Here is a 26,950-nt window from a genome sequence, read left to right as displayed (position 1 = left end):
AGATTCTTGTCTAACCGCAACAAATTTTAGCGTAAATAAGCTTGGGCTGGTTCAAAACAATTTGTTTTGCGCCGGCCCATTTTTTTGAGGAAAACTACTAAAACATCATGAGACAGGTGAATGAAATGCATGATTTTAAAAATGAAATTCAGAATGGTCAAACAACTTTAGGGATTGAATTAGGTTCAACCAGAATTAAGGCGGTCCTCATTAGTCAAGATTGCACAACTTTAGCGGCCGGCAGTTATTCTTGGGAAAACCAGTACGTCGATGGCATTTGGACTTATTCGTTGGACCAAGTTTGGACGGGGATTCAAGCTAGTTACCAAGAATTGCAACAAACGGTTAGCGAGCAGTACCAAGTTGAACTCACTAAGATTGGTGCCATTGGGGTCAGTGCCATGATGCACGGCTACTTAGCCTTTGACGCGCAGAATCAACAATTGGTTCCGTTCCGAACTTGGCGGAATAATACCACTGGTGAAGCTAGTGATCAATTAACGAAATTATTTAATTTCAATATTCCTCAACGGTGGAGTATTGCACATTTATATCAGGCCATTTTAAATCAAGAACCTCATGTTAAGCAGGTCGATTTCCTAACGACTTTAGCTGGTTATGTCCATTGGCAATTATCAGGTGAGAAGGTCCTCGGGATTGGCGATGCTTCCGGAATGTTCCCAATTGACGAAGCGAGTCATAATTATGATCAAACGAAAATTGAACAGTTTGAACGTTATACCAATGTTTTAGGCTATCAATTTAATTTGAAAGAATTGTTACCTAAAGTTTTGGTTGCTGGTGAAGTGGCGGGCCATTTAACCACTGCTGGTGCCCAAAAACTTGATCCAACTGGTCAACTGCAAGCAGGGTCAGTCATGGCACCACCTGAAGGCGACGCTGGGACTGGTATGACGGCGACTAATAGTGTTAAGAAGCGGACTGGTAATATTTCGGCGGGTACGTCGGCCTTTTCAATGGTGGTTTTGGATCAGCCGTTGCATGAAGTTCATCGTGATATTGATTTGGTAACGACGCCAGAAGGTGCGCCGGTCGCCATGGTTCATACTAATAATTGCACCTCTGATATTAATGCTTGGGTTGGTTTATTCGGTGAAGTTGCCCAAGCTCTTGGTCAGAAAGTGACACCAGATCAGCTTTATGCAACTTTATTTGGTGAATCAACTACTGCGGCCGTTGATGGTGGTGGCTTGGTTAATTATGCCTATTTATCCGGTGAGAATATTACTGACGTTCAGGCAGGTCGCCCCTTGTTTGTGCGGACGCCAAACAGTCAATTTAATTTAGCCAATTTTATGAAGGCTCAATTGTATTCGGCTTTTGCACCATTGAAAATTGGCATGGATATTTTAACTAAAGAGGAGCATATTAGCACAGATGTCCTCATTGCCCAAGGCGGTATTTTCCGGACGCCAGTCGTTGCCCAACAAGTCTTGGCTGACGCTCTAAATACGCCAATTACAGTCATGGAAAATGCCGGTGAAGGTGGACCATGGGGGATGGCTGTTTTAGCAGCATATGTGCTTGCTAAAAAGTCGGATGAAGATTTGGCTGGCTATTTAGATCGAGTCGTCTTCCAGAATCCTGCAAGCAGCACCTTGGCACCTAACACGGATGGCGTGCAGGGCTTCGATCAATTCATTGACCGGTACCAAGCAGGACTGCCAATTGTGAAAGCTGCTGAAGTATTACCAGACAAAGCCTAACAAATTATTTCCAAGTAAGTTAGAAATGGGTTGAGCAAATGAAACAATGGGTAAAACTACGATTAGTTTTAATGGGGATTATTGGGTGTGCGCTTTTATTAACCGGTTGCCAGCAAAAACCGGCAGCAGTCAAACAGAAATTAACGGATCCGAAGTTTACAGATATTTCGGTGCATGATCCTTCAGTAATTCGCGCCAACGGCCAGTATTATGTGATTGGTTCGCATATGCAAACGGCAAAAACTAAAGATTTCATTCATTGGCAGCAGCTGTCGACCAGTGTTGCCGATCAAAAAATGTTTCCCGATATTCAAAGTGATTTAAGTGATGTCTTTAGTGATACGAATAGTGATACATTGTGGGCCGGCGATATTGAGCGACTGGCTGATGGGCAATATTATATGTATTATTGTGCCTGCGAAGGAGATAATCCTACGTCAGTTCTCGGCATGGCCAAGGCCAAGAAAATTACTGGTCCATATCATGATCAGGGGATTTTCCTGCGCTCAGGAAACGCCGTTGCAGACGATGCCAGCTATGACGCCACTAAACAGCCGAATGTTGTTGATCCCCATACTTTTCATGATAAGAATGGCAAATTGTGGATGATCTATGGTTCTTATTCTGGTGGGATTTTTATTTTAAAAATGAATGAGCAGACCGGGTTACCCGAGGCGGGCCAAGGCTATGGCAAACGGCTGTTAGGTGGCAATCATCTGCGTATTGAAGGCCCGTATGTGTTGTATAACGCTCAAACTGACTATTACTATCTCTTCTTATCATTTGGTGGTTTAGCCGCCGATGGTGGTTACAATCTTCGGGTTGCCCGTTCGAAAAATCCTGACGGACCGTATGTTGATGCGCAAGGTCATGATTTTCGCCAGCTTCGCGGGCCTAACGGGACTACTTTCGATGATGAAACGATTGCCAAGTATGGGGTTAAATTAATTGGTAACTATACCTTAGATACTAAGAAGCCAGATAGCAGTGGTTATGTGTCACCAGGACATAACTCTGCTATCTATCAAGCGAGTAGTCAGAAGTACTTCATGATTTTCCATACGCGTTTTCCTAATCAAGGTGAGGCATATCAAGACCGAGTTCACCAGCTTTTCTTCACAAAGCAAGGATGGCCCGTTACAACGCCGTTACGCTATGGTGGCGAAACCAGAACGAAGTATGATTTGCAGCAGATAATTGGTGATTATCAGGCAGTTCAATTTAGTAAAACTATTTCAGCAAAAATCACTCAGCCTAAGGATTTAACTATTAAAAATAATGGTCAAGTTAAGGCCGATCAGACTGCTAAATTACAGTTTCAGAAATCTGGTCAAGAAAGTGTGCTGACGCTTGGTAATCATCAGTACCATGGCTATTTCATTTCGCAATGGGATGAGTATACTAAGAAACAGACCATGTGCTTTACAGGTACGGATCAAAATGGTGAACCACTTTTTCTAGTGCGCAAAGCGACTAAATAATTTTATAACGGCGTTCAAAACGCTGAGCTTAAGGAGCAATAATTATGTCATTTTTAGATTTTGCACAAACACCGCCAATGGGATGGAATTCATGGGATGCCTATGGCGCCTCAATTAATGAAAAGCAAGTTCGTGCTCAAGCCGAATATCAAGCTGAGCATTTAAAACAATTCGGTTGGGACTACTTCGTAATTGATATTCAGTGGAGTGAGCCAACCGCTGAGTCCATGGCTTACCACACGTTTGCGCCATTACGCATGGATCAATATTCACGATTGATTCCGGCTGAGGAACGCTTCCCTTCAGCCGCTAATGGCCAAGGCTTCAAGCCAATTGGCGACTATTTGCACAGTTTAGGGTTGAAATTTGGGATGCATATGATGCGGGGAATTCCCCGCCAAGCTGTGGCACAGAACACCGCAATTTTGGGTACAGATTTGCGCGCTCGCGATATTGCTCTAAACAATATTTGTGAATGGAATTCTGATATGTATGGTGTTGATGTTAGCTTACCGGCTGGCCAACAATACTATAATTCTTTATTTGAATTATATGCTAGCTGGGGCGTTGATTTCATCAAGGTTGATGATATTGCCGATGCTAAGCTCTATCACGATGCCCATAAGCCAGAAATTGCAGCGATTCGACAAGCAATTGATCAAGCTGGTCGACCAATGGTTTTGTCATTATCACCAGGTCCAGCGGCGTTGAAAAATGGCCACTTTTTCCAGAACAATGCCAATATGTGGCGGATCACGGATGATTTCTGGGATAATTGGGCGGCTTTACGGAATATGTTTGACCGTGCCGCTGAATGGGCACCATTTATTCGCCCCGGCAATTGGCCTGATTGCGATATGATTCCTTTTGGTCACGTCCGCGTTTGTTACGGTGAAGAAAATGTCAGTCAATTTACTCGGGCCGAGCAGTACAGTTTGATGAGCCTGTGGACGATTTGCCAATCACCACTAATGTTTGGCGGACGGCTCACTGATTTGGATCCAGAAATTCTAAAACTTTTGACAAACAAGAAAGTTTTAGAAATGCACCACACGCTAATCGATCAACGAGAAATTATCGACCAAGACAATTGGCGCGTTTGGCTAGCTCATAGTGAGACCAAGACCTATCTGGCTATTTTTAATTTGGCTGATCAGGAGCGGCAGTTACCAGAAACAATTGTTGCGCAATTAGGTCAGCAATCGTTAACTGATTTATGGCGACAGCAAGATCAGCACCTCGCAACGAATCTAACGATTGCCAGCCATGGTGCGTTTTTGGGAATGAATAAATAGACCATCTAATTTTCTCTCTTTGAATCATGAGTTTGGTGATTTGGAGAGAGATTTTTTTGTTTTATGAGTTAAAAATTAGTTCTCTATTGTCTATCTTTTCCAGTCCAGACAAGTAGTTGCGCAATTTCGGCTTGATGTTTTGACACTCATGGAAGCTCCCCAATATACTCAGGATAGCTAAGCACGTCTGATTAATTACTGGTAATTTCGAAATTGGCCAATGGCGTAATTTGACTTCTGAGGGGACGGTTTCACAATGAAAAATATTAACCAATTGCTAGCCTATAGTACTGGTCGTGAGAATAAGCTGTATGAACGCTTTTTTGATGTGACCCATCAACAAAAGTTTGAATCGATTTTTTGTCTGGGGAATGGTTATTTAGGGTTGCGTGCGACCCACGAAGAGACCTATCCTTTTCAGGTTCGTGGGTTATTCGTCAATGGGACTTTCCAGACGGCTGGTGGCAGTACGGTGCCTGAACTGCCTAATTTTCCTGATATTGTTGGTAATGAAATTGAGTTGGATGGTCAGTTATTTGATTTGACCCGGGGCAAATTAACGAATTATAAACGTTATTTAAATATCAGTAATGGCGAAAGTGTGCGGGTCGCCAAATGGGAAATGGCTGGGCGCCGTTACCAGATCGAATTTCACCGGTTTGCTTCTTTTGCTGAGAAGCATTTGATCGTCTCGCAAATTAAAATTACCCCCGCCCAGGATACGGAATTGAATTACACCACTTCGATCAATGGCCAAGTTGGTAATCATGGAACCCAATATTTTGCTGATGGTCAACAACGCCATGAAAAAGATGACGGCTTATCTTATCAATTTTCCGGGCTAGATCGTAATTTAGACGCGGTGATTTATCAATTAACAGAGATGAGCCAAGATCCTGAGAAAGTGACGGCTTCTGTTGATCGGCGGCGCATCGACAAGATTTATCAATTCAAACTTGCTAAAGATACCACTTTTACTTTCGAGACTTTTTCAGCAATTACCACTTCGCGAGATCGCGATTCAATCTATCATGATCAGGAAAGCCTGTTTCATCGCGCTCGACACATTGCCCGAGCAGCTAAAGATGACGGCTATCGGAAAAATTTATTGTTAAGCAATCGTGCTTGGCAACGCGAAGTTTGGCAAGTTGTGCCAATTGAAATCACCAGTACGAATTCGCTGGACCAGCTACTTTTGAATTTTGGTCGCTATCATTTACATGTCATGACGGCGAAAGATGATGATCAGACCAGCATAGCGGCAAAAGGGCTGTCAGGTGAAGGCTATAAAGGTCATGCCTTCTGGGATACTGATATGTTTATTTTTCCTTATTTCCAATATGAATTTCCAAAAATTGCCCGTAATTTAGTTAATTATCGCTACCAACAGCTGCCAGCCAGTCGTCGTAACGCCGTGACGAACGGCTATCGTGGTGCCCAATATCCTTGGGAATCGGCGGACGTTACTCATGGTGAGACGACGCCAAAATGGGGCAGCTTCAATATCGATACTGGCAAACCGTCGAGAATTTGGACGGGGGAGATTGAGGTGCACATTACGGCGGATGTGGCCTACACCTTGTTACAGTATTGTATCGGTTTACCCGAGGGCGATGATTATTTCTTAACTCATGGGTTAGAAATTTTATTTGATAGCGCCCATTTTTGGACCAGTCGGGTTCACTACAATGAGAAGCGGCGGCGCTACGAAATTCGTGATGTCATTGGTCCCGACGAGTATAAGGAGCACGTTGATAATAATGCCTACACGAATTATATGGCCTTTTATAATATGGTTAATGCCCTACAATGGATTGCCAATTTGAAAGATCATCCCGCGACTTATGCTCATTGTGCCGAATGCTTTGATTTACCACAGCTACAACGTGATCTTGAGCGCATTACGGCCGACTTTTATTTGCCCAAGGTTAATAGTGATAACATTCTTCCAGAAAATGATACTTTTTTGACTTTGCCGAATTTTAATACTTCGCAATTTCAAAATCCGGCTGGTGATCATTTGTTGCGCGACATGAGTATTGATACCGTTAATCAGTATCAAATCAGTAAGCAGGCCGACGTGGTTTTGATTTTGCAAGCCTTTCGCCATTACTTTACGCAAAAAGCGGTGACGACGAATATTGATTATTATGAAGAGCGGACGCAACACGATTCTTCCTTGTCTTATGGTAGTTATGCCGTTGTTCGTGCCCGCAATGACCAGGCCGATAAAGCCTATGACCTTTTCCACCAGGCTGGGCTAGTGGATTTGAATGATAATCCAACTGGTTCTGATGTTGGGATTCACGCTGCCGCGATGGCCCAAATCTGGAATAGCACAATTCAAGGATTTGCGGGCATCCAGATTGACCGTGATTTATTACGAGTTGATCCGCATTTACCCAATGAGTGGCAAAAATTAACTTTTCCGATTTTCTGGCGTGATAATAAAATCAATTTCGAAATTACCGCCAAACAAATCGCCATTAATAACACAGGCAAAACAACCGTCTCAATTATTCAAGGCAAGGATCAGGTGGTTGAGGTAGCGCCACATCAAATCGTGACTTGTGCGTATTAATTAAATAGGATTAGGCGTCAGCTTAAAATTGAAAAATTCTTGAAGGTCACTGAATTAGCAGAAGCTAAGTCAATGACCTTTTTATTAGTAAGGATTTTCAGTTTTATTAAATAACGTTTGCTTTCCAATTGGAAACGCTATATACTTTTAATCGAAACGTTTCGATGATAACTCAAACTAAATGTTGAAAATGTTTTTATCACTTTTAGCATAGATAAGGAGTTTTTTGAATGGAAGACTGCATTAGGGTAGCAACCTATAATCTTAGTTGTATGTCGCAACAAGCAAAAAGCGTTGCTCAGGCGAGATTATTAGTTGAAGAACATGTAGATATTGCTGGATTACAAGAAATCAACTGGCAGAATCATCGCTTCTCAGGAGTGGCCTATAATACTTTGGATTATTTTCAGGCTTATCCACAACAGTATTTTGGCGCTGCAAGTCCTTATGGTGGTGGTGGCTATGGTAATGCTGTTGTTGGGCAGCTGCCATTTCTTAAGACGGATAACTGGAATTATGATAATGGTGCTTTGGGTCAAGAACACGAGGCTGAACTAATTGCTGCCTATGCCAATATTAATGAATCCAAACCAGAGACAGTGCAAGTCCGTAATGATTTATTCGCTAAATATGGTTTAAAAGTCATCGAACCTCGAGCTTATCAACGAGTGGTCTTTGAAGTAGGTACTAAGCAAGTCGCGTTCTATAATACTCATTTGAGTTTTGAATTTTTAGAATTACGATTAAATCAAATGCAGCAATTGAAATCCGCAGTATTGGCTGACAAAACACCATACAAAGTGATCACAGGTGATTTCAACGCTGATTTGAATACAACTGATTGGCAAGTATTCAAGCCTGAATTTGAGTTAGCTAATGGTTATCAAGGAACTTGGCATGATACTTTTATTGGCATCGATCCCGTTATGAAAGTGAATACGATCGACAATATTATTGTGACACCTAATATTAAATTTCATGATATCAGAACAATTAAATCGACAGCTTCCGACCATTTGCCATTAATTGCTGATCTTGAATTGATTTAGTTAAACGTTTATATAAAAAGGTAGGTTTTATTATGAGCTCGCAAAAAGTACAGAATATTATGCAGCAAATGACAATTGAAGAAAAAATTGGACAATTAATCCAATTGAGTGCTGACTTTTTCCAGGATGGTCAAGCCGTTATTACTGGACCAATGAAATCATCTAATTTAACACTTGATACTGTTTATACAGTCGGATCAGTTTTAGGAATTTCCGGAGCTAAAAAAGTTCGTCAGATTCAACACGATTACTTAAAGAACAGTCGCCTAAAAGTACCATTATTATTTATGGCTGATGTTGTTCATGGCTATCAAACTATTTTCCCGATTCCTTTAGCATTAGGCGCTAGTTTTAATCCAGAAACGATGAAAATAGCTTCGCAAGTAGCTGCCCAAGAATCTGCAGCTGGTGGTGTTCATGTTACTTTTGCACCAATGGTTGATTTAGTACGTGATCCACGTTGGGGTCGAGTAATGGAGTCAACTGGGGAAGATCCGTACTTGAATTCTGTGATGGCTGACGCCAGTGTTCGCGGATTTCAAGGTACTGATTTAGATGGTCAACATGTGGCAGCCTGCGTGAAGCACTTTGCCGCGTATGGTGCGCCAGAAGCTGGCCGGGAATACAATACTGTTGATATTTCGGAATGGCGTTTTAAAGAACAATATTTGCCAGCATATCAAGCAGCAGTTGATGCACAGGCTCTGTTGGTGATGACCTCATTTAATACCTTATTTGGTGTACCAGCCACTGCCAACCAGCATTTAATGCGCGATATTTTGCGAAATGAATTGAAGTTTGATGGTGTACTTATCTCTGATTGGGATGCCATTGCGGAATTAATCAATCATAGTGTGGCTGGTGATTTGGAGACGGCGGCCGATCTAGCGCTAAAAGCTGGCGTAGATATTGACATGATGGCTTTTGCTTATTCTAAATATTTAAAAAAGGCGGCTAGCTTAGATCAAACAACGGCTGATTTAATTGATGAGTCTGTCACCAGAATTCTTGAATTAAAAGATAAATTAGGTTTGTTTGATGATCCATATCGTGGCATCACAGAAGAACGTGAACAAAGCGAAATTAAGACCTCAGCAAATTTAACAGCAGCACAAACTGCAGCTGAAGAATCAATTGTTTTATTGAAAAATCAGCGGCAAACATTACCTTTAGCTGCAGACACACAGGCCGCTTTAATTGGGCCAGTTGCTGAGACTGGTGATTTATTGGGTAGTTGGTCTTGGCAAGGTAAAGCGTCCGAAACTGAGTCGATTCAATCAGCCCTTGGAGCAGAAATGCCAAACTTGAAGGTTGCCACAGGCGTTGCCTACCGCTCGTTAAATCAAAAAGAATTGGCAGCGGCAGTGACAGTTGCACGGCAGCAGGATGTCATTATCGTTGCCTTGGGCCTACCAAGTTCCGAGAGTGGTGAGGCAACAAGTTTAACCAATATTAAGCTGCCGGACGAACAACTAATGCTATTAAGAAAATTGGCCCAATTAAATAAACCGATCATCAGTCTCATTATTTCTGGTCGTCCAATGGACTTAAGTGAAGTAGATGCATTGTCAGATGCAGTTGTATTTGCTTGGTTCCCTGGATCTCGTGGTGCCAAGGCAATTAGTAATATTTTGCTTGGTAAAGTTAATCCAAGTGGTAAATTACCAATGACTTTCCCACGGTCAGTTGGCCAAGTACCCATTTATTACAATCATTATCGTACTGGTCGCCCAATTACTAATACACCTGAAGACGATGAAAATAAGTATCAGTCTAAATACACCGACCAAAAGAATTCACCATTATATCCGTTTGGCTTTGGTCTCAGCTATGCCGAGATTAAAGTTAAAGACGTTGAAATAGTAGCTGATCAAATCACTACTGACGGCAAACTACAAGTAAATGTGACTTTGGTAAATCAGTCGTCTCGTCAAGGCAAGACAGTTATTGAAGCTTATGTTCATCAACATGTTAGTGAAACTGTTCGTCCCGTTAAGAGCTTAGTTGATTTCGATAAGGTAACCATCACGGCTAATAGTAGTCAGAAGTTTAGAATAAGCATTCCTTGCGAACGTTTCGCCGCAGTGCACACGAATCTTGAAAAGTATGTGGATGCGGGACAATATACACTGATGGTTGGCCTAGATTCAGAAAATGTTGTTGCAGTACCTTTTGTTATTAAATAAATCAGATTTAGAAATGAATGGAGAGAGGGATAACATGCCTAAAATAAAAAATGGTCGATTACAGATGACTTTGTTGCATAATGGTGCGATTGGCCAAATTAGTGATGATGGTATTATGGTCAACCAAATCAAGGGTAATGCTTTGGATGGTAGCCTAAGCAATATTTATTTGCGAATTAAAACCATGAATCATTGGGAATATACACCCTTGACCGGCCCAAGTGCTGATAGTCAGGTTACTTACAGCAATAATACAGTTTTATGGCGAGGCAACTTTCATCAAATAGCCTATCAAGTTAAGCTTCTTTTAGGCGCTGATCAATGGTTTTGGCAAATCAATTTGACGAGTAGTACTGAAGTTGAAGCTGATTTAACTTATGCACAGGATCTTGGTTTGGGTGAAGAAGGATTTGTTACTAGTAATGAGGCCTATGCTTCACAATATTTAGATCACTTTATTAGTCAGCAAGATTCGCACATTACCATTGCTACTCGACAGAATCAGGCCCAAAAAGGCGGCTATCCATATCTACAAGAAGGTTCTTTCTCACCATTAGATAGTTTTTCAACAGATGGCATTCAATTCTTCGGTACTTCTTACCGTCAGAATAATGTTCCGGTGGCGATGCAACGAGAGAAACTAGAAAATAAGAATTACCAATACGAATTAGGATTAACTGCCTTAAGAACAAAGCCATTTAAAGTAACCGGGAAAACAACAGAAGTTGTGTTTTATAACGCTTTTCAGGTCAGTCAACCCGCTGCAAATCAAACCTTACTATTTGATTCGCCGAAATTACAACAGACGTATCAGGATGTACTTGGCCAGACAACTACGCCAACAACAAAATTAGCGTCGACTAAGTTAGCATTGCCATTTGCAGAATCTATTGCTGGGAAAGCATATACATCAGCAGAATTACAAGAATTATTTATGGATCAAAAGCAGGTCGAAAAGGATCAAAATGGTCAAATTTTATCATTCTTCACTGCTGATAATAGTCATGTTGTTTTACCAAATAAGGAAGTAGCACAGCAACGTCAAACCGGAAATATCATTTTGGCCGGTCGCACAATTACTCCGGGAACGCCACTTTTGGCTTCGACACAGTTTATGTCTGGTATTTTTCAGTCGCATATCGTTTTTGGTAACACGAATATGAATATTTTAGCGACCAACGTTCGTGATCCTTACAACCTGTTTAAAGTAACAGGTACTCGGATTTATCTCAAGGTAGCCGGCAAGTATCGTGTTTTAGGCTTACCTTCAGCTTACGTTATGACTTACAATGGCGCCGACTGGTACTACAAGTTTGCTGATGACACCGTGATTGTCAGCAGTGATGCTGCTAGTGAGCATCAACAAATTTCATTGCAGCTTCGCTCATTGCAAAATAGAAAATATGATGTTTTAGTAACAACTCAGTTGAATGATACAACTATGGGGGCAACTCCAGAAATTTCAACAAAAGACTTTAAGACTGTGATTACCCCAGCGGCAGGCACTTTAGTTGCGCAGAGAAATAAGCAGTTGGGTTATCAAATTGACTATCACAACTATCATGGCCAGCAGTTAAAACTTACAGACGAGAATAGTTTGTTCGGAAATAGTGACCATGAAATAACAGATCAGCTAGTTGCAAGTTATCAGCAAACTGACAGCTTTGAGATTATCACAGGTTTAAAGAACGCTGAACTTGTTCATTGTGATATTAAACAGGAACGAAGCGCCCATAGTAATTATCTTGAGGAGATTCTAAGACACTTTAAACTCAACACAAACGATATTGATCAAGTGGATAAAGTTCAACAAACCAACATTATTATGCGTTGGTTCGCTCACGATGCCTTAGTTCATTTGTTGTCACCACATGGTCTTGAACAATATGGTGGTGCTGCATGGGGGACTCGTGATCTTTCACAGGGACCAACGGAATTCTTCTTAAGTACTGGTCATTATCAACAAGTACGACAAATTATTTTAAAGCTGTATGCTCATCAGTTTGTTGAGAACGGCAATTGGCCACAATGGTTTATGTTTGACGAATACAGCGATCAGTTTGCTGATGAAAGTCACGGCGATGTCATTGTATGGCCATTAAAGGTTGTTGCTGACTATTTAGCAGTTACTAATGACCAAAGTATTTTGACGGAACAGTTACCATATATGTCATTGACAACTAAAAAAATGACAGAAGAAAAGGCGACATTAAGTGCACATATTAAAAAGCAATTAGATTATATCCAAGATCATTTCTTGTTTGATACCTATGTATCGGCCTATGGTGATGGTGATTGGGATGATACCTTGCAACCAGCAGATCCGGCGCAAAAGCAGACGATGGCAAGCACCTGGACTGAAGAATTAACCATCGAAACGATGCGTAAGTGTCAGCAGGTCTTTACTGAAAATCATGACTTGCAGGAGCTTACTGCTAAACTTGCTAAAAATATGATGGCTGATTTCACGAAATATTTTGAACAAGATTCAGTATTACCAGGCTTTATTAGAATGAATGCGCAACATGAGGTAACGCCCTTGATCCATCCTAAAGATGGGATTACCGGCATTGATTATCGGCTTTTACCATTATCACAGGGCGTCTTAAGTCAGATTCTGACAGGTGATAAAGCAGATCAAGCTTTAAGCCTGATTAAAACCCACTTACTGTTTCCAGATGGTGTCCGCTTAATGGATAAACCATCAACTTATCATGGCGGCACAAGTATTATTTTTAAGCGAGCTGAACAGGCAGCTAATTTTGGTCGAGAAATTGGACTGTTATACGTTCATGCACATATTCGTTATGCCGAGGCGATTGCAACCCATGGTGATCAAGCCACCTCTTGGGAACTGCTACAGTTAGTTAATCCTATTCGCTTACAAGCTCGAGTTAAGAACGCGGCGCTACGGCAGGCAAATACCTATTTTTCTAGTTCAGATGCTGACTTCTCTGATCGCTATCAAGCACAAACTGAATTTGATCGTTTGAAGTCACAGACTATTCCAGTTAAGGGTGGCTGGCGTTTATACAGTAGCGGCCCTGGCATTTATATTGGCTCAATTTTAAATGATATCTTCAGTATTTCTACAAGAAAAACGTTTAACCAGAGCGCTTTTTCGGAAGATATTAGTTTTGCACCAGAAGTCAAACTAAGCATAAACCATTGATATCAAGGCATTTCGATAACCTTAAAGAAAATAATTAGAGAATACTATTGAAATCGGTTGCAAAATGCGTATAATAAGCTTTAGAAACGTTTCGATAGATTGTTTTAAGAGGAGGATATAAAATGCATTTCAAGAAAATTCTAGGTTTGGCTGCTGTTGCGGCAAGTGCAATTTTATTAGCATCTTGTGGTAATAACTCATCTAAATCTTCATCGAAAGCAAATGATACATTAACATTCTGGTATGGTGGTGACGCTGACACTGCTGTTAAACCAATTGCTAGTGAATTTACAAAGAAAACTGGGGTTAAGGTTAAGATTCAAAGTATTCCTTGGAGTCAATATAACGACAAGCTGTTAACAGCTGCTGCATCAAAGACGGGCCCTGATGTATTAGTCGTTGGGACTACACAAATGCCTAATTTTGTCGGTTCTAAAACATTAATGGACATTACTGATACAGTTAAGAGCGACAGTAGTATTGCACCAGATAAGTTCTTTACTGGATCTGAAAATACCACGAAATTCAATGGCAAGTATTATGGCTTACCTTGGTATGTTGAAACACGTGTGCTTTATTACCGGAAAGATTTATTGAAGAGCGTTGGCTATAATGAAGCACCAAAAACATGGGATGAATTATACGATGCTTCGACTAAGTTAGCTAAACGTGGTAAGAATATGTATGGATTCAACGTTGATGGTGCAGAACCAACATTTGGTTTCATGTTTGCCCGTCAAAATGGTGCTACTTTATTGAAGAATGGCAAACCACAGTTCAATAAAAAAGCTATGGTCGATTCACTCGAATATCTCAATAAATTTACTAAGAATGGTGCTTCACCAAAACAAGATACTAAATTATCAATTGGTCAATCATTCGGCGGTAATGGTCCAATCCCAATGTTTATTTCCGGCCCTTGGATGATGTCAAGCATTAAAAATGATGCTGGTTTGAAGGACAGTCAATGGGGTGTCGCTGAATTACCAAAGGGTAAGGTCAGCAACATGTCAAGTACCGGTGGTGGTGACTTAGCTGTCTTTAACTACACTAAGAATAAGAAAAATGCCATCAAATTTGTTAAGTTCATGTCTAAGAAAGAAAATCAATTAAAGTATTACAAGAATAGTGATTCAATGCCAACATTGAAGGCGGCATGGCAAGATAAGTCCTTAAGTGATTCACGGATTCAAGTATTCCGTAAACAATTAGATAATTCAGAACCAATGCCTTTGATCAAGCAATGGGATCAAATTGGTCAGAATTATTTGAAGTCTTGGGAACAGATCTCATTAAACAATGCGAATGTTCAAAAGACAATGGATAACTTTAATACCCAAACAGAACAATTAATTAACAAATAGCAATGACATCGTCCCGTTGGAAACAATGGGACGTTTTGCTAAGTGAAAGGGGATAATAAGTATGGGTAAGTCAATTCGGAATCGTTTGATGCCTTATACTTTCGTACTGCCAGCTTTACTGCTTTTATTTCTGTTCTCATTGATTCCAATTTTGATTGCACTAGTAATTAGTTTTACTGGTCTTGATATCACTGGGTTAGGAAATTGGTCAACTGTTAAATTTGTGGGCATGGATAATTTCGTCAAACTTTTCCATGATTCGCAGTTCTTACAATCAATTGGTAATACTTTGTACTATGTTGTGATCGGTGTTCCTTTAGTTGTACTATTATCATTAACTGTCGCAATTTTGATTAACTTTGGTAATAACAAGTTCTTTTCGTTTTTGCGCTTGATTTTCTACACGCCATCAATTACCAATACCGTCGCAGTTGCCGTTGTTTGGACATACATGTACAATCCTAATATGGGCTTGTTAAACAATATGCTTGGTAAAATTGGTCTTGGACCTTTGCAATGGTTAAATGATCCAGCAACAGCAAAGATTTCCTTAATTATCTTAGCTGTTTGGAAAGCAATTGGGCTAAACATGTTGATCTTCTTAGCTGCCTTACAAGGAATTCCTCGCTCGTTATATGAAGCCGCAGAATTAGACGGTGCTAACTGGTGGGAACAAACCCGACATATTACCCTTCCTTCACTTCGCTTCTCAATCTTCTTCGTTAGTGTCACAACTTTGATTGGTTGGTTCCAGTTCTTCGATGAACCATTTGTCATGACCAAAGGTGGACCATTGAATAGTACGAATTCAGTTGCCCTCTTTGTTTATCAGAATGGTTTCCAGAATAGCAACTTTGGTTATGCAGCAGCTGGCTCGTTTATTATGTTTGCAGCAATCATTGTGGCAACCTTAATCCAGTTTAAGATTCAGAAGAAACAACAAGGCGAATAGGAGGCGGACAAGTTGGATACTAATTTTCGTAGTGAAAGAAAATTATCAAAAGGTGTTGTCGGCTTGATCTTAGCTTTCTGGGGGTTAATGACGATTTTACCGTTCTTGTGGATGTTCTTATCATCCTTTAAGAGCAATGCAGAAATCTCACAGATGACTCAGAACTTTTTGCCGCAACATTGGACTTTAATGAATTATAAGAACTTATTTGTCAGTGGTAATTTTGGTGTTTATTTAAAGAATACGCTGATTATCACATTGGCATCATTTGTTGGTCTATTGTTTAATGCCATGGCTGGTTATGGCTTTGCCAAGTTCAAGTTTAAAGGCAAGGCATTCCTGTTTATTGCTGTTTTATCAACAATGATGATTCCTGGACAAGTAACAATGATTCCAGTTTACTTGATTTTAAATCAATTGCATCTGACGAATACGCTATTAGGCATTATTTTGCCCGGTTTAGTAGGTGCCTTTGCAATTTTCCTATTTAGACAATTTATGTCAAATATTTCTGACTCCATCATTGAAGCAGCACGACTTGATGGTGCCAGTGAATGGTACATTTTCTGGCATATCATTTTGCCAATTTCAAAACCAGTTTTGGCTGTTCAAGGTATCTTGACTTTTATTGGTGGTTGGAATGCTTTCTTGTGGCCATTAATTATTGCCAATGATCAGAAGTACTATACCCTTTCAGTTGGGTTACAATTACTACAGGGTCAGCATACAACAGATTATGGTTTGCAAATGGCTGGTTCGTCATTTATGGTTATTCCAATCATCATTATCTTTTTAATTTTCCAAAAATATATTTTACAAGGCTTCAATGTGCAAGCTGAGAAATAAATTAAGTTGGGAGTAATTTAGGTGGTAGGCATTCGAGAAATTGCAAAAAATGCGGGTGTTTCTATTTCAACCGTTTCATATGCGTTAAATGGAAGCTCAAAGGTTACTGAAGAAACTCGTGATCGTATTCTTGCGATTGCCAAGGAGTTGCACTACACACCCAACATTGCTGGTCGAACTTTAAAGAAGCAAAAAACAAATATTATTGGCATGTATGTCACTGATTTTGGCGGTGAATTCTACAGCCATATGATTGATGGTGTTGCTAGTGTGTTAAAGCAACATCACTATGAGTTAATTGTTGGTACTGGTGGCGGACGCTCTCGCTCGTTTATTTCCCAACGTTTCGTTGATGGCGCAATTATTTTAGACGCCAACTTCACTGACGATTTAATTCATAATTATGCGGATGATGGTAGTAAATTAGTCGTCATGGATCGTGAAATGAAAAATAAAAATGTGCGGCATGTATTGTTGGACAATGCTGAGGGTGCTCGACAAGCCATTGCTGCTTTAAATGATGCTAAAGTAGATCATTTCGTTTTAGTTACTGGTCCGACAGATTCATTTGACTCGCGAATTCGGTTGCAGGCAGCAATCAAACAGGTTGAGCAGATGACTGGTAAAACTATTTTAGTAATTCCAAGTGATTTTACGATTGCTGGTGGTCACCGAGCTGCTCGATCAATTATTGAAATGAGTTTACACAATATTGGGATATTTGCTTTAAATGATGAAATGGCAATCGGCCTTTACGAAGAATTCACTGCTAATCAAGTGATTGTTGGTCAAGATGTTAAAATAATTGGCTTTGATAATGATATGTTAGGTCAGTATTTACGACCACAGTTAACAACGGTCGACTATTCTAAACATCATTGGGGAGAAGTTGCGGCTGAAACCCTAATTGATTTACTTGAAGGAACCAAGGTAGATAATCAGTTTATTCATACCCAAGTGATTCATCGCGGGTCGCTTGGCGAGAATGAACAGCAATAATCTTAGTGAAAATAGCTCTGCTAATCTGATTATTGATTAGCAGAGCTATTATTTTAAAGAAAGAAGTGTTGAAAAATGGCCATTAGCCATTTAGAATTTTTTGCAGAAAGTTTAGGTATGCGTACTCGTGTAAATGTGGTTCTACCAGAACATCCAGCAGAAGATTTATCCGTTTTACTATTACTTCATGGTTTAAGTGATGACGAAAATGTCTGGCTTGAGCAGACCAAGTTAGCTGCTTATGCTAGTAACAAGCAAGTCGCAATTATTATGCCACGAGTTGATCGTAGCTATTATACAAACGAAGTTAATGGTAGCCACTATTTTGATTATTTAACCGAACTGCTGCAACGCTGTCGGCAATGGTTTAATCTGACAATAAAACCTAGTCGGACATTTGTTGCCGGTGTTTCTATGGGCGGTTTTGGTGCCTTAAAAGTGGCCCTTAATCAGCCAGAAGAATTCAGCAAAGCTTATTTATTGTCGGCAATGGTTGACATTCAGGCCAGCTGGCGAGCACATCCAGATCGGGATGCTTGGTATCGCAGTTTATTTGGCTCGCCAGCCGCGCTTCAGGGGACCGAAAATGATTTAACTGGCTTAATCAAGCATTGGTCAGCGGCAATTAGGCGACCAGCAATCATGCAAATTTGCGGTGATCACGATCCGTTTTATGAAATCAATCAACAGTTGCATCAGGATTTATTAGCCAATCAATTTGATAATGATCTTGAAATAGTCCCTGGTGCCCACGAATGGCGAGTTTGGGATAGTGCGATTCAAACGGTATTGAGTGATATTGATGAGAAAATAAATTAAATAAAATCTTTGTATGCCGCTTTTATGAAACGTTTTTCAAAAGAAGGTTCATTTCTACAACCAAATAAGGACAATTCTAACGTTAAACGGGCATCAAATTGTATTCGCTCTGAAAGCGCTATATACTCAAAAGCGTTATTAACAGTCAGATAAAATTAAGATCATGATTTAATAATCCTAATGAGCATTTAATTGTTTGCCGATTATTGAGTTGTAGAAAGCAGGCTTTCAAGTGAGTTCAGAACAAGTTGATCAATTAATGCAGGCGATGACGACGGCCGAAAAAATCGGTCAGTTGATTCAAACAACCGCCGATGTTTTTCCTGATGGAGATGCGGTGGTGACTGGCCCGATGAAGTCGGCCAACATGTCCACTGAATCTGTGTATACGATTGGCACAGTTTTAGGTATTTCCGGCGCTGAAAAAATTCGTCAGATTCAGCACGATTATTTACAACACAATCGGTTGAAAATTCCGCTGATTTTTATGGCCGATGTGATTCACGGTTACCAAACAATTTTCCCAATTCCCTTGGCGTTAGGCGCTAGTTTCAATCCTGAGACCATGAAAACCGCCTCAGAAGTGGCGGCACAGGAATCAGCTGCTGGTGGGATTCACGTCACTTTTGCGCCTATGGTCGATTTAGTCCGTGATCCACGTTGGGGTCGGGTGATGGAATCAACTGGTGAAGATCCATATTTGAATTCGGTGATGGCCGCAGCCAGCGTCCGTGGTTTCCAAGGTGACCAATTAGACGATCATCATGTGGCGGCTTGTGTGAAACACTTTGCGGCCTATGGTGCGGCTGAAGCTGGTCGAGAATACAATACGGTCGATGTTTCCGAGTGGCGTTTCAAAGAACAATACTTACCAGCTTATCAAGCGGCCGTTGATGCTCAGGCAGCACTAGTCATGACTTCTTTCAACACTTTATTTGGCGTACCAGCTTCAGCTAATCAACATTTGATGCGGGACATTTTACGTCAAGAAATGAAATTTAATGGTGTGCTGATTTCTGACTGGGGCGCCGTAGCTGAATTAATTAATCACGGTGTGGCTGGCGACCATCAAGCGGCTGCCGATTTAGCACTAAAGGCGGGCGTGGACATTGATATGATGGGCTATGCTTATGCTAAATATTTGGAAAAAGCCGCCAACCTTGATCCAACAACCACCCAACTCATTGATGAATCTGCTCGGCGAGTTTTGGAATTAAAGGATAAATTAGGCTTATTTGCTGATCCTTATCGCGGACTTGATGACACTCGCGAAGCAACGGAGATCAAGACAGCGGCCAATTTACAAGCTGCCCAAGCTGCAGCCGAAGATTCAATTGTTTTGTTAAAGAATCACCGCTCAATTTTACCATTAACTACTGAAACTTCGGCTGCCCTGATTGGACCCGTGGCTGATAGTGGCGATTTACTGGGTAGCTGGTCGTGGCAAGGCGATCCAGCGGCGACGGAAACTATCAAAACTGCTTTATCAGCAGCGATGCCTAATCTAACCTTTGCTGCTGGTAGTGGTTATCGCACCGGCAACATTCGTGACTTAAACGAAGCCGTCGCTGCTGCACGCCAACAAGATGTGATTATTGCCGCCTTGGGCTTACCAGCAGACGAAAGTGGCGAGGCGACCAGCTTAGCCAATATTCAATTGCCGGCTGAACAATTACAATTATTGCGGGAATTAGCCAAATTAAACAAACCAATTATTAGTGTGATTGTTGCTGGACGACCATTAGATTTAACCGAAGTTGCTGATTTATCAGATGCCATTATCTTTACGTGGTTCCCTGGTTCTAAGGGTGCTGCAGCAATCAGCCGTGTTTTATTGGGCGAAGTTAATCCTAGCGGTAAATTGCCAATGACCTTCCCACGTTCAGTTGGGCAAGTGCCAATTTATTACAACGAATATCGTACCGGTCGCCCTAGCACCAATCCCTTTGGCCGCGACGACATTAAATACCAGTCGAAGTATATGGATGAAGTTAACGCGCCATTGTATCCTTTTGGCTTTGGTTTAAGTTATGCCGATATTAAGGTTAAGGCAATCGAACTAGCGCAAACGACGCTGACACCTGCTGATTCGCTGACCGTGACTGTTCACTTAGAGAATCAGTCGGCCAGCGCTGGTAAAACAGTGATTGAATGTTATGCCCATCAACAAGCTGGCGAAACCGTTCGGCCCGTCAAGAGCTTAGTCGCCTTTGAAAAAGTCGCAATTGATGCCGAAACCTTAGCCGACTTTACGATTGAAATCCCCTGTGAACACTTAGCTTCAGTTCACCAAGACCTCCACAAAGCCGTTGACTCAGGTGAATATCAATTGATGGTCGGTTTGGATTCAGATCATTTGATTACGGTGCCATTTACGATTGAGTAAGATTTTACTGTTGTGAATAGAAAATATATTGTCAATAAATATGTTATCTTATCACGAGACGCTATTGTTGCCAGTTTAACAATGTGATAACATTTAATTATTATATCTAGTTATTACATTGGAGGACGTTGGAATGAAAAAAGGGCATTTTGCATTGGGCATAATTACAATCGTTTTAGGAGGACTTGGTCTTTTAGGATCGTTAATTCCTATAGTCAATAATATTTCTTTTGTGTTTGGAGTAATTGCTTTAATTCTAGGAATAATCACACTAATTATTTCGAAGAAAGCAAAGGGCAAAATTACATTAGGGTTGATAGGGACAATTTTATCTGTTGTGACAATAATTCTAGTTCTTGTGTCACAATCCTTTTACTCAAAAAGTATTGAAAATGCTACGAAAGATACAAAGGAAACGTCGTCAATTTCTTCAAATGGTGTAAAAAAAGCTGACTCAACTTCGTCTAAGAAAGATAGTAAGAAAGAAAGCTCACTTGAATTATTGAATCAGTTAGCTGCAAACGGAAAATCAACTGGAGATTTGATGGTAACAGGAACTATTTCTGTTAGCAAAGATTCCGAAGTTGTACCCGGAATTTACGATTTAGAAATTCTTGGTGGGAGCGGTAATATTACAGGCGAAAGAAAAAGTGTTGATAGTTTATTTATCAATTTTCTTGGTGCTGTTAGTGGCAGTGATAATGGCTATCCAAGTAAGATTCGTATAATTCTATTTGATGGCGATACTCTTAAATTAGATAGTATATCGAAAATTAAGCTTACCGCAGTTTCAAAGGATACTACTGCAGGAAATCAATTAGGTCAGGGTGAATGGGTAGTTGGCCGTGATATTAAGGCTGGAACCTATAAGCTATCAACCAATGGTGTTCTGGATGAAGAATATGACAATCTTGGCTGGACAATTTCTCAATATGATGACACAACTGGTGATAGCCGAGATGTTCAATTAAATCCAAGTTCAAAGGATGTTGTTATGGAATTAAAGGATGGCCAGGTATTATCAACAAGTTATGATAATACATCTGATACTGTTAATGCTGATAGTGTTAAATTAATCTTTAGTCCACAAAAATAGTGTTTCGAATCGACGTTTTTTGGTACTTATTCAATTATATTTTGAATAAAAATTTTGTAAATAAAGTTTTTTAAAAAAGCATCCGTAAATTGTAATACTGATCCAGAGTTATCTGTGGACATTACAATAATGGATGCTTTTTTGTTTTCTAGAATAAAAAACCTTGTAAATAACGAATGAAAGAATTTTGTTAATTATGTTCCGTAAGTAGGTTCTACATCTATATCGATCTGAGGTGTTTCACTTTATCACTTAGTGGTTAAGTCAGTTATAGTGAGATAACTAAATTTAGTTCAAATTGTGGTTACAAGTAAACTACGATCTGATTTTTTAAATAGTGGTGCTCAATTCTGTTAGTTTAATCCAGGCAGGGGCCCAGCGATTGGCGTCAATGGTGAAATTATTCTTACCGTCTTTAGCGGTTAGAATAAGGCTTGTATTTGAGATTGTTGCGTTAGCAATAAGCTCAAATCAACGCCCACCATGTTCCACGCCCATAAAATCGCTGGGCCCCTGCCGTTTTCAACTAAGGTAGGACCTTTAGAAAGGTTTCGTTTTTTTAAGCAAGCTTGAAAAATTCCGAACCAGTCGCTTTAATTCTCAGTTCGCATATAAGTCAACTTCGCTTCAATGTCCTGTTTGGTTTTAAGAATCGCTTTTTCCATCTCGGCCTTATTCTCTGGCGTCAGCCGATAGCTGGGAATACTAATGCTAAAGGCACCAAACAATTTATTATGGGCGGTAATCGTGGTGGCAATGCAGTAGACGTCTTCATCGCGCTCGGAATTATCATAGGCCAAATGGTTTTGCTGAGTAGCGGCAATTTGACGTTGCAACTCACGCTGGTTGGTGACGGTGGTTTTCGTCAAAGCTTTCAAGGGATGGTTGGCCAAATAATCGCTTAAATGATTTTCGCCGAAAGTACTGAGGATGGCCTTGCCCATGCCAGTGGCGTATAACGGCGCATGAACGCCGATCTTTGAAGTCATTACGGTGATGGATTTCTTCCCTGGAAACTTGTCCAAGTAAATCAAATCGTCGTTTTCCATAGTGCCTAAGTGAACCGTCTCGCCAAATTCATCGCGAAGTTTTAGCAAGTCGGGATGGCACAAGTTAACAATACTAAACGTATTCAAATAAGCATCGCTATATTTTAGAAAAGCGGAGCCAATTTGATATTTTTTGTTGTGGTCATTTTTTTCGACGTACTGTAATTGCAGCAGGGTGTCGAGAATTTTTAAAGTGGTCGAGCGGGTGAAACCAGTTGCCGTCGCAATATCCGTTAGTGTCTGGCCGTGGGTGGTTGCTAAGGTGTCGAGGATGGCATCGGCTTTAATTAATACGGTGCCGTAAGTTGGTTTAGTTGTGGTCATAAGGACCTACCCTTTCTTGAAACGAATCATTGAATTAAAAATTAACCTGATATTCATTGTAAATCATTCTTGATTTCTTGTTAATAATAGTATATATTGAAAACGTAATCAAGAAAACCGTTTTCTTATTTGGAAAATAAAATTTAGGAGGCTTTTTTCAATGAGTTTTAAGATGATCACTAAATATGCACATGCACCTGAGGATATTGCCCACTACGATACTGACAAATTACGGGAAGAATTTTTGGCCCAACATTTATTTACGGCTGGTGATATTAGCTTAATTTACACTTACAACGATCGGATGATTTTCGGTGGGGTCACACCAACTGACCAACCTTTGGAAATCAAATTAAGTAAAGAATTAGGCGTCGACTATTTCTTACAACGCCGTGAACTCGGTATGATCAATATCGGTGGTGATGGCTTCATTACTGTTGATGGCGAGAAAGAACCAATGGTCACTCATGATGGTTTCTATGTTGGCGTTGGTACTAAAGAAGTTATTTTTGAATCAAAGGATCCTAAGAATCCTGCAAAATTCTACGTGGTTTCCACACCAGGTACGACCAAGTTTCCTAATAAGAAATTACCATTTGCTAATGCAATTGCTATGCCTAAGGGCGACCAAGCGCACATGAACAAGCGGACAATTTACAAGTACATTGACGCGTCACAAATGGATACTTGTCAATTACAAATGGGCTACACCGTTTTGGAACCAGGTAATTCTTGGAACACGATGCCAGCTCATACTCATGCGCGGCGGATGGAAACTTATTTGTACATTGAATTTGCTGAACCTGATACGCGGGTGATTCATTTCATGGGCAAGCCAGACGAATCGAAACATATTTTCTTGAATCCAGAAGATGCCGTAGTTAACCCAAGTTGGTCAATTCACTGTGGCGTTGGTACTGGTAGTTATGCCTTTATTTGGGCAATGTGCGGCGAAAACCAAACTTATGATGATATGGATGAAGTTCCAATGAAAGATTTGAAGTAAAAAGTCAATTTTTGCGCATTAGCTAACTAACATTGGTTAGCGCGACAGACAATTAATTAGAGGAGACAGAATGATGGCACAATCAGCTGAAGAAATTAAGCAAAATGAATTAGCACTTGATAAATTTAAAATGGATCTTTTTTCGTTAAAAGGAAAAGTGGCAATTGTTACTGGTGGTAATACTGGTTTAGGTCAAGGCTATTCAGTAGCTTTAGCTGAAGCTGGTGCTGATATTTTCGTCGCCACTTATGGCAAGGCTGAATGGGACGAAACCCGCAAAATGGTCGAGAAGCGTGGTCGGCGGATCGAATTTACTGATGTTGACTTAACAGCAGCCGGTGTCGCTGAAAAAGTGGTTGCTGAAGCAATCGCAAAATTCGGTCATGTTGATATTTTGATCAATAACGCTGGGATGATCAAACGAAATCCAATTCTGGAATCAAAAGATGAAGATTGGGATCGCGTGATCAACATTAATTTGAACGCGGTTTATCACATGTCAATGGCAGTTTCCAAGGAATTCGCGAAACAAAAATCTGGCAAGATTATTAACATTGGTTCAATGCTTTCCTTCCAAGGTGGCAAATTTATCCCCTCATACACTGCTTCTAAACATGGTGTTGCTGGCTTGACCAAGGCTTTTGCCAGTGAAATGGGTGCTTATGGTGTTCAAGTCAACGCCATTGCACCAGGTTATATCAAGACAGCCAACACGGCTCCAATCCGCGCTCAAAAAGATCGTAACGACGAAATTCTTGGCCGGATTCCTGCTGGTCATTGGGCAGAACCAAGTGAATTAATGGGCGTCGCTGTTTTCTTAGCAAGTCCTGCAGCCGACTATGTCAACGGGATCATTATGCCAGTTGACGGTGGTTATCTCGTTAGATAGGGAAGGTAAAAGTCGATGAATAAAGAAGAAATTCTGACTAGAATTGGTCAAGCCGGCATTGTCGCTGTCGTTCGTGCTGATTCCGTTGAACGTAGTATGGCCGTTGCTAAAGCTTGTATTAGTGGTGGCGTCAAAACAATTGAATTAACTTTCACGGTACCTCATGCTGATCAAGCCATTGCTAACTTGGTCACTGATTATGCTGACGATCCCGAAGTTTTGATTGGTGCTGGTACAGTGATGACCAGTTTCCAAGCCGAATCAGCTATTCAGGCTGGTGCGAAGTTTATTGTCAGCCCTGCTTTCAATGCGGAAGTCGCGATTGCTTGTAACGCTGCGATGGTGAACTACACTCCTGGCTGTTTCACACCAACTGAAGTTTACCAAGCTAAGAAATACGGTGCTAGCCTGGTTAAGATTTTCCCAGCTAGTGTGGTTGGCCCGGCAATCATTAAAGAATTACACGGTCCATTCCCAGAAGTTCGCATTATGACTACTGGTGGTGTTAGTTTAGCTAATTTGACCGATTGGTTTGATGCTGGCGCTTATGCTGTAGGGATTGGTGGCAGTTTAGTCGGTAATGCTCAAACGCCATTGACTGAAATTCAACAACATGCTGAACAATTTACCCAGAAATTAACTGAGTGGCGCGCGCAGAAGTAGTCAGGAGGAAATCGCCATGAAGAAAGTACTGACTTTTGGAGAGATGATGTTGCGGTTAAAACCGCTGGATCATCAACGAATCTTGCAAACTAGTCAATTTGAGGCTGTCTATGGTGGCGCCGAAGCCAATGTTGCTATTTCGTTGGCATTGCTTGGTGATCAGGCCACCTTTATGACGAAGTTCCCTGACAATCTTTTGGGTCAAACAGCACTGAGCAATTTGCGCAAGTATAATGTGGATACGGACCGAATTATTTTCGGTGGACCACGACTCGGTGTCTATTACTTCGAAAAAGGCGCCAGTGTGCGGAATACCAATGTGGTTTACGACCGTGCCGGTAGTTCCTTTGCCGTTTCTCAGGCTCAAGAATACGATTGGCCCAACATTCTTAGTGATGCCGATTATTTTTATTTCTCCGGGATCACACCAGCTATTTCTGATGAGTTGTTTCAGGCGGTTTTGGCTGCTTGTCGCTATGCTCATGAGCACGACATTACGATTGTCTGCGACATGAACTACCGTGGGAAAATGTGGTCGACTGAAAAGGCTCAAGCATCAATGGGACAATTGATGCAGTATGTCAATATTTGCATTGCCAATGATGAAGACTTTGAGGAAACGTTAGGCATTCGTGCTTTCGATGGCGATATGACTCGCGGTATTGATCAACGTCATGATTTCGAGGCGGCCATGCGCGAAGTCACCAAACGTTATCCAAATTGTACGATGGTGGCCAGCGTGCTGCGTAATATTTATTCTGTGGAAAAGAGTCAGTGGACTGGTCTGTTGCTGCGTGACGATGAGTTCTATGAAGCCCCAGTTTACGACATGCACGTCATGGAAGGCGTTGCTGGCGGCGATGCCTTCTCCGGCGGCTTACTCCACAGCTTAGTCAATGACTTTGACCCTCAAGAAATGATCAATTACGCCACTGCAGCCAGCGTGCTTAAACTGACAATCAGCGGCGACCAGAATCTAGTTTCCGATAGCGATATCCGTTCAGTCATGGGCGCAGCTAGCGGTGCTAGTTCTAGTGTGAATCGGTAGAAGAATAATTATAGAAAG

Annotated in this window: 19 protein-coding genes; 18 read left to right on the top strand and 1 reads right to left on the bottom strand. The window is 40.9% G+C overall.

All coding sequences use genetic code 11. The annotated features are described in order from the left end of the window. Positions 1-125 precede the first annotated feature (125 nt). The 14 genes from EKM82_RS07250 to EKM82_RS07185 all read left to right on the top strand — a co-directional run bounded on the left by EKM82_RS07250 (position 126) and on the right by EKM82_RS07185 (position 21,953). The gene (locus EKM82_RS07250; protein WP_125767633.1) at positions 126-1,727 is read left to right on the top strand and encodes a xylulokinase; all 1,602 of its coding nucleotides are present in this window, start codon (positions 126-128) and stop codon (positions 1,725-1,727) included. A 38-nt stretch (positions 1,728-1,765) separates the two neighbouring features. Further along, positions 1,766-3,208: a glycoside hydrolase family 43 protein gene (locus EKM82_RS07245; RefSeq protein WP_225419684.1), complete on the top strand. Its 1,443-nt coding sequence runs from the start codon at positions 1,766-1,768 to the stop codon at positions 3,206-3,208. Between the two features lie 44 nt (positions 3,209-3,252). Then, the gene (locus tag EKM82_RS07240; RefSeq protein ID WP_125767632.1) at positions 3,253-4,503 is read left to right on the top strand and encodes a glycoside hydrolase family 27 protein; all 1,251 of its coding nucleotides are present in this window, start codon (positions 3,253-3,255) and stop codon (positions 4,501-4,503) included. A 256-nt stretch (positions 4,504-4,759) separates the two neighbouring features. Beyond that, positions 4,760-7,084 (top strand): glycosyl hydrolase family 65 protein, encoded by a 2,325-nt coding sequence (locus EKM82_RS07235; protein WP_125767631.1) that lies wholly within the window; start codon positions 4,760-4,762, stop codon positions 7,082-7,084. Between the two features lie 230 nt (positions 7,085-7,314). Next, a complete protein-coding gene (locus EKM82_RS07230) occupies positions 7,315-8,133 on the top strand; it encodes an endonuclease/exonuclease/phosphatase family protein (RefSeq protein WP_125767630.1) in 819 nt (272 codons plus the stop codon). 32 nt (positions 8,134-8,165) lie between these two features. Continuing rightward, positions 8,166-10,319: a glycoside hydrolase family 3 N-terminal domain-containing protein gene (locus EKM82_RS07225; protein WP_125767629.1), complete on the top strand. Its 2,154-nt coding sequence runs from the start codon at positions 8,166-8,168 to the stop codon at positions 10,317-10,319. 34 nt (positions 10,320-10,353) lie between these two features. Continuing rightward, the gene (locus EKM82_RS07220; protein ID WP_164508165.1) at positions 10,354-13,491 is read left to right on the top strand and encodes an amylo-alpha-1,6-glucosidase; all 3,138 of its coding nucleotides are present in this window, start codon (positions 10,354-10,356) and stop codon (positions 13,489-13,491) included. 122 nt (positions 13,492-13,613) lie between these two features. Next, positions 13,614-14,855, top strand: a complete 1,242-nt coding sequence (locus tag EKM82_RS07215; protein ID WP_125767627.1) for a sugar ABC transporter substrate-binding protein — start codon at positions 13,614-13,616, stop codon at positions 14,853-14,855. A 61-nt stretch (positions 14,856-14,916) separates the two neighbouring features. Next, positions 14,917-15,807, top strand: a complete 891-nt coding sequence (locus tag EKM82_RS07210; RefSeq protein ID WP_125767626.1) for a carbohydrate ABC transporter permease — start codon at positions 14,917-14,919, stop codon at positions 15,805-15,807. Positions 15,808-15,819: 12 nt separating this feature from the next. Next, the gene (locus EKM82_RS07205; protein ID WP_379880135.1) at positions 15,820-16,653 is read left to right on the top strand and encodes a carbohydrate ABC transporter permease; all 834 of its coding nucleotides are present in this window, start codon (positions 15,820-15,822) and stop codon (positions 16,651-16,653) included. A gap of 21 nt (positions 16,654-16,674) precedes the next feature. Continuing rightward, complete coding sequence (locus EKM82_RS07200) at positions 16,675-17,652, top strand: LacI family DNA-binding transcriptional regulator (RefSeq protein WP_125767625.1); 978 nt, start codon at positions 16,675-16,677, stop codon at positions 17,650-17,652. A gap of 75 nt (positions 17,653-17,727) precedes the next feature. Continuing rightward, the gene (locus tag EKM82_RS07195; protein ID WP_125767624.1) at positions 17,728-18,471 is read left to right on the top strand and encodes an alpha/beta hydrolase; all 744 of its coding nucleotides are present in this window, start codon (positions 17,728-17,730) and stop codon (positions 18,469-18,471) included. A 232-nt stretch (positions 18,472-18,703) separates the two neighbouring features. Next, positions 18,704-20,857, top strand: a complete 2,154-nt coding sequence (locus tag EKM82_RS07190; protein ID WP_125767623.1) for a glycoside hydrolase family 3 N-terminal domain-containing protein — start codon at positions 18,704-18,706, stop codon at positions 20,855-20,857. A gap of 133 nt (positions 20,858-20,990) precedes the next feature. Next, entirely contained in the window at positions 20,991-21,953 is a 963-nt protein-coding gene (locus EKM82_RS07185) for a hypothetical protein (protein WP_125767622.1), read from the top strand. A gap of 593 nt (positions 21,954-22,546) precedes the next feature. Here the strand turns inward: EKM82_RS07185 and EKM82_RS07180 are convergent. Beyond that, positions 22,547-23,326: an IclR family transcriptional regulator gene (locus tag EKM82_RS07180; RefSeq protein WP_125767621.1), complete on the bottom strand. Its 780-nt coding sequence runs from the start codon at positions 23,324-23,326 to the stop codon at positions 22,547-22,549. A 160-nt stretch (positions 23,327-23,486) separates the two neighbouring features. On the opposite strand from EKM82_RS07180, the gene kduI reads away from it, so the two are divergent. The 4 genes from kduI to EKM82_RS07160 all read left to right on the top strand — a co-directional run bounded on the left by kduI (position 23,487) and on the right by EKM82_RS07160 (position 26,932). Then, entirely contained in the window at positions 23,487-24,332 is an 846-nt protein-coding gene (gene kduI, locus EKM82_RS07175) for a 5-dehydro-4-deoxy-D-glucuronate isomerase (RefSeq protein ID WP_125767620.1), read from the top strand. 73 nt (positions 24,333-24,405) lie between these two features. Continuing rightward, positions 24,406-25,221, top strand: a complete 816-nt coding sequence (kduD, locus tag EKM82_RS07170) for a 2-dehydro-3-deoxy-D-gluconate 5-dehydrogenase KduD (RefSeq protein WP_125767619.1) — start codon at positions 24,406-24,408, stop codon at positions 25,219-25,221. Positions 25,222-25,236: 15 nt separating this feature from the next. After that, entirely contained in the window at positions 25,237-25,884 is a 648-nt protein-coding gene (locus EKM82_RS07165) for a bifunctional 2-keto-4-hydroxyglutarate aldolase/2-keto-3-deoxy-6-phosphogluconate aldolase (protein ID WP_125767618.1), read from the top strand. Positions 25,885-25,900: 16 nt separating this feature from the next. Then, a complete protein-coding gene (locus tag EKM82_RS07160; protein WP_125767617.1) occupies positions 25,901-26,932 on the top strand; it encodes a sugar kinase in 1,032 nt (343 codons plus the stop codon). The last annotated feature ends 18 nt before the right edge of the window (positions 26,933-26,950 follow it).

The sequence above is a fragment of the Lapidilactobacillus wuchangensis genome (assembly GCF_003946645.1).
GTDB lineage: Bacteria > Bacillota > Bacilli > Lactobacillales > Lactobacillaceae > Lapidilactobacillus > Lapidilactobacillus wuchangensis.
Note: the sequence above shows the minus strand (reverse complement) of the source record. Positions and strands in the feature narration are given on the sequence as shown.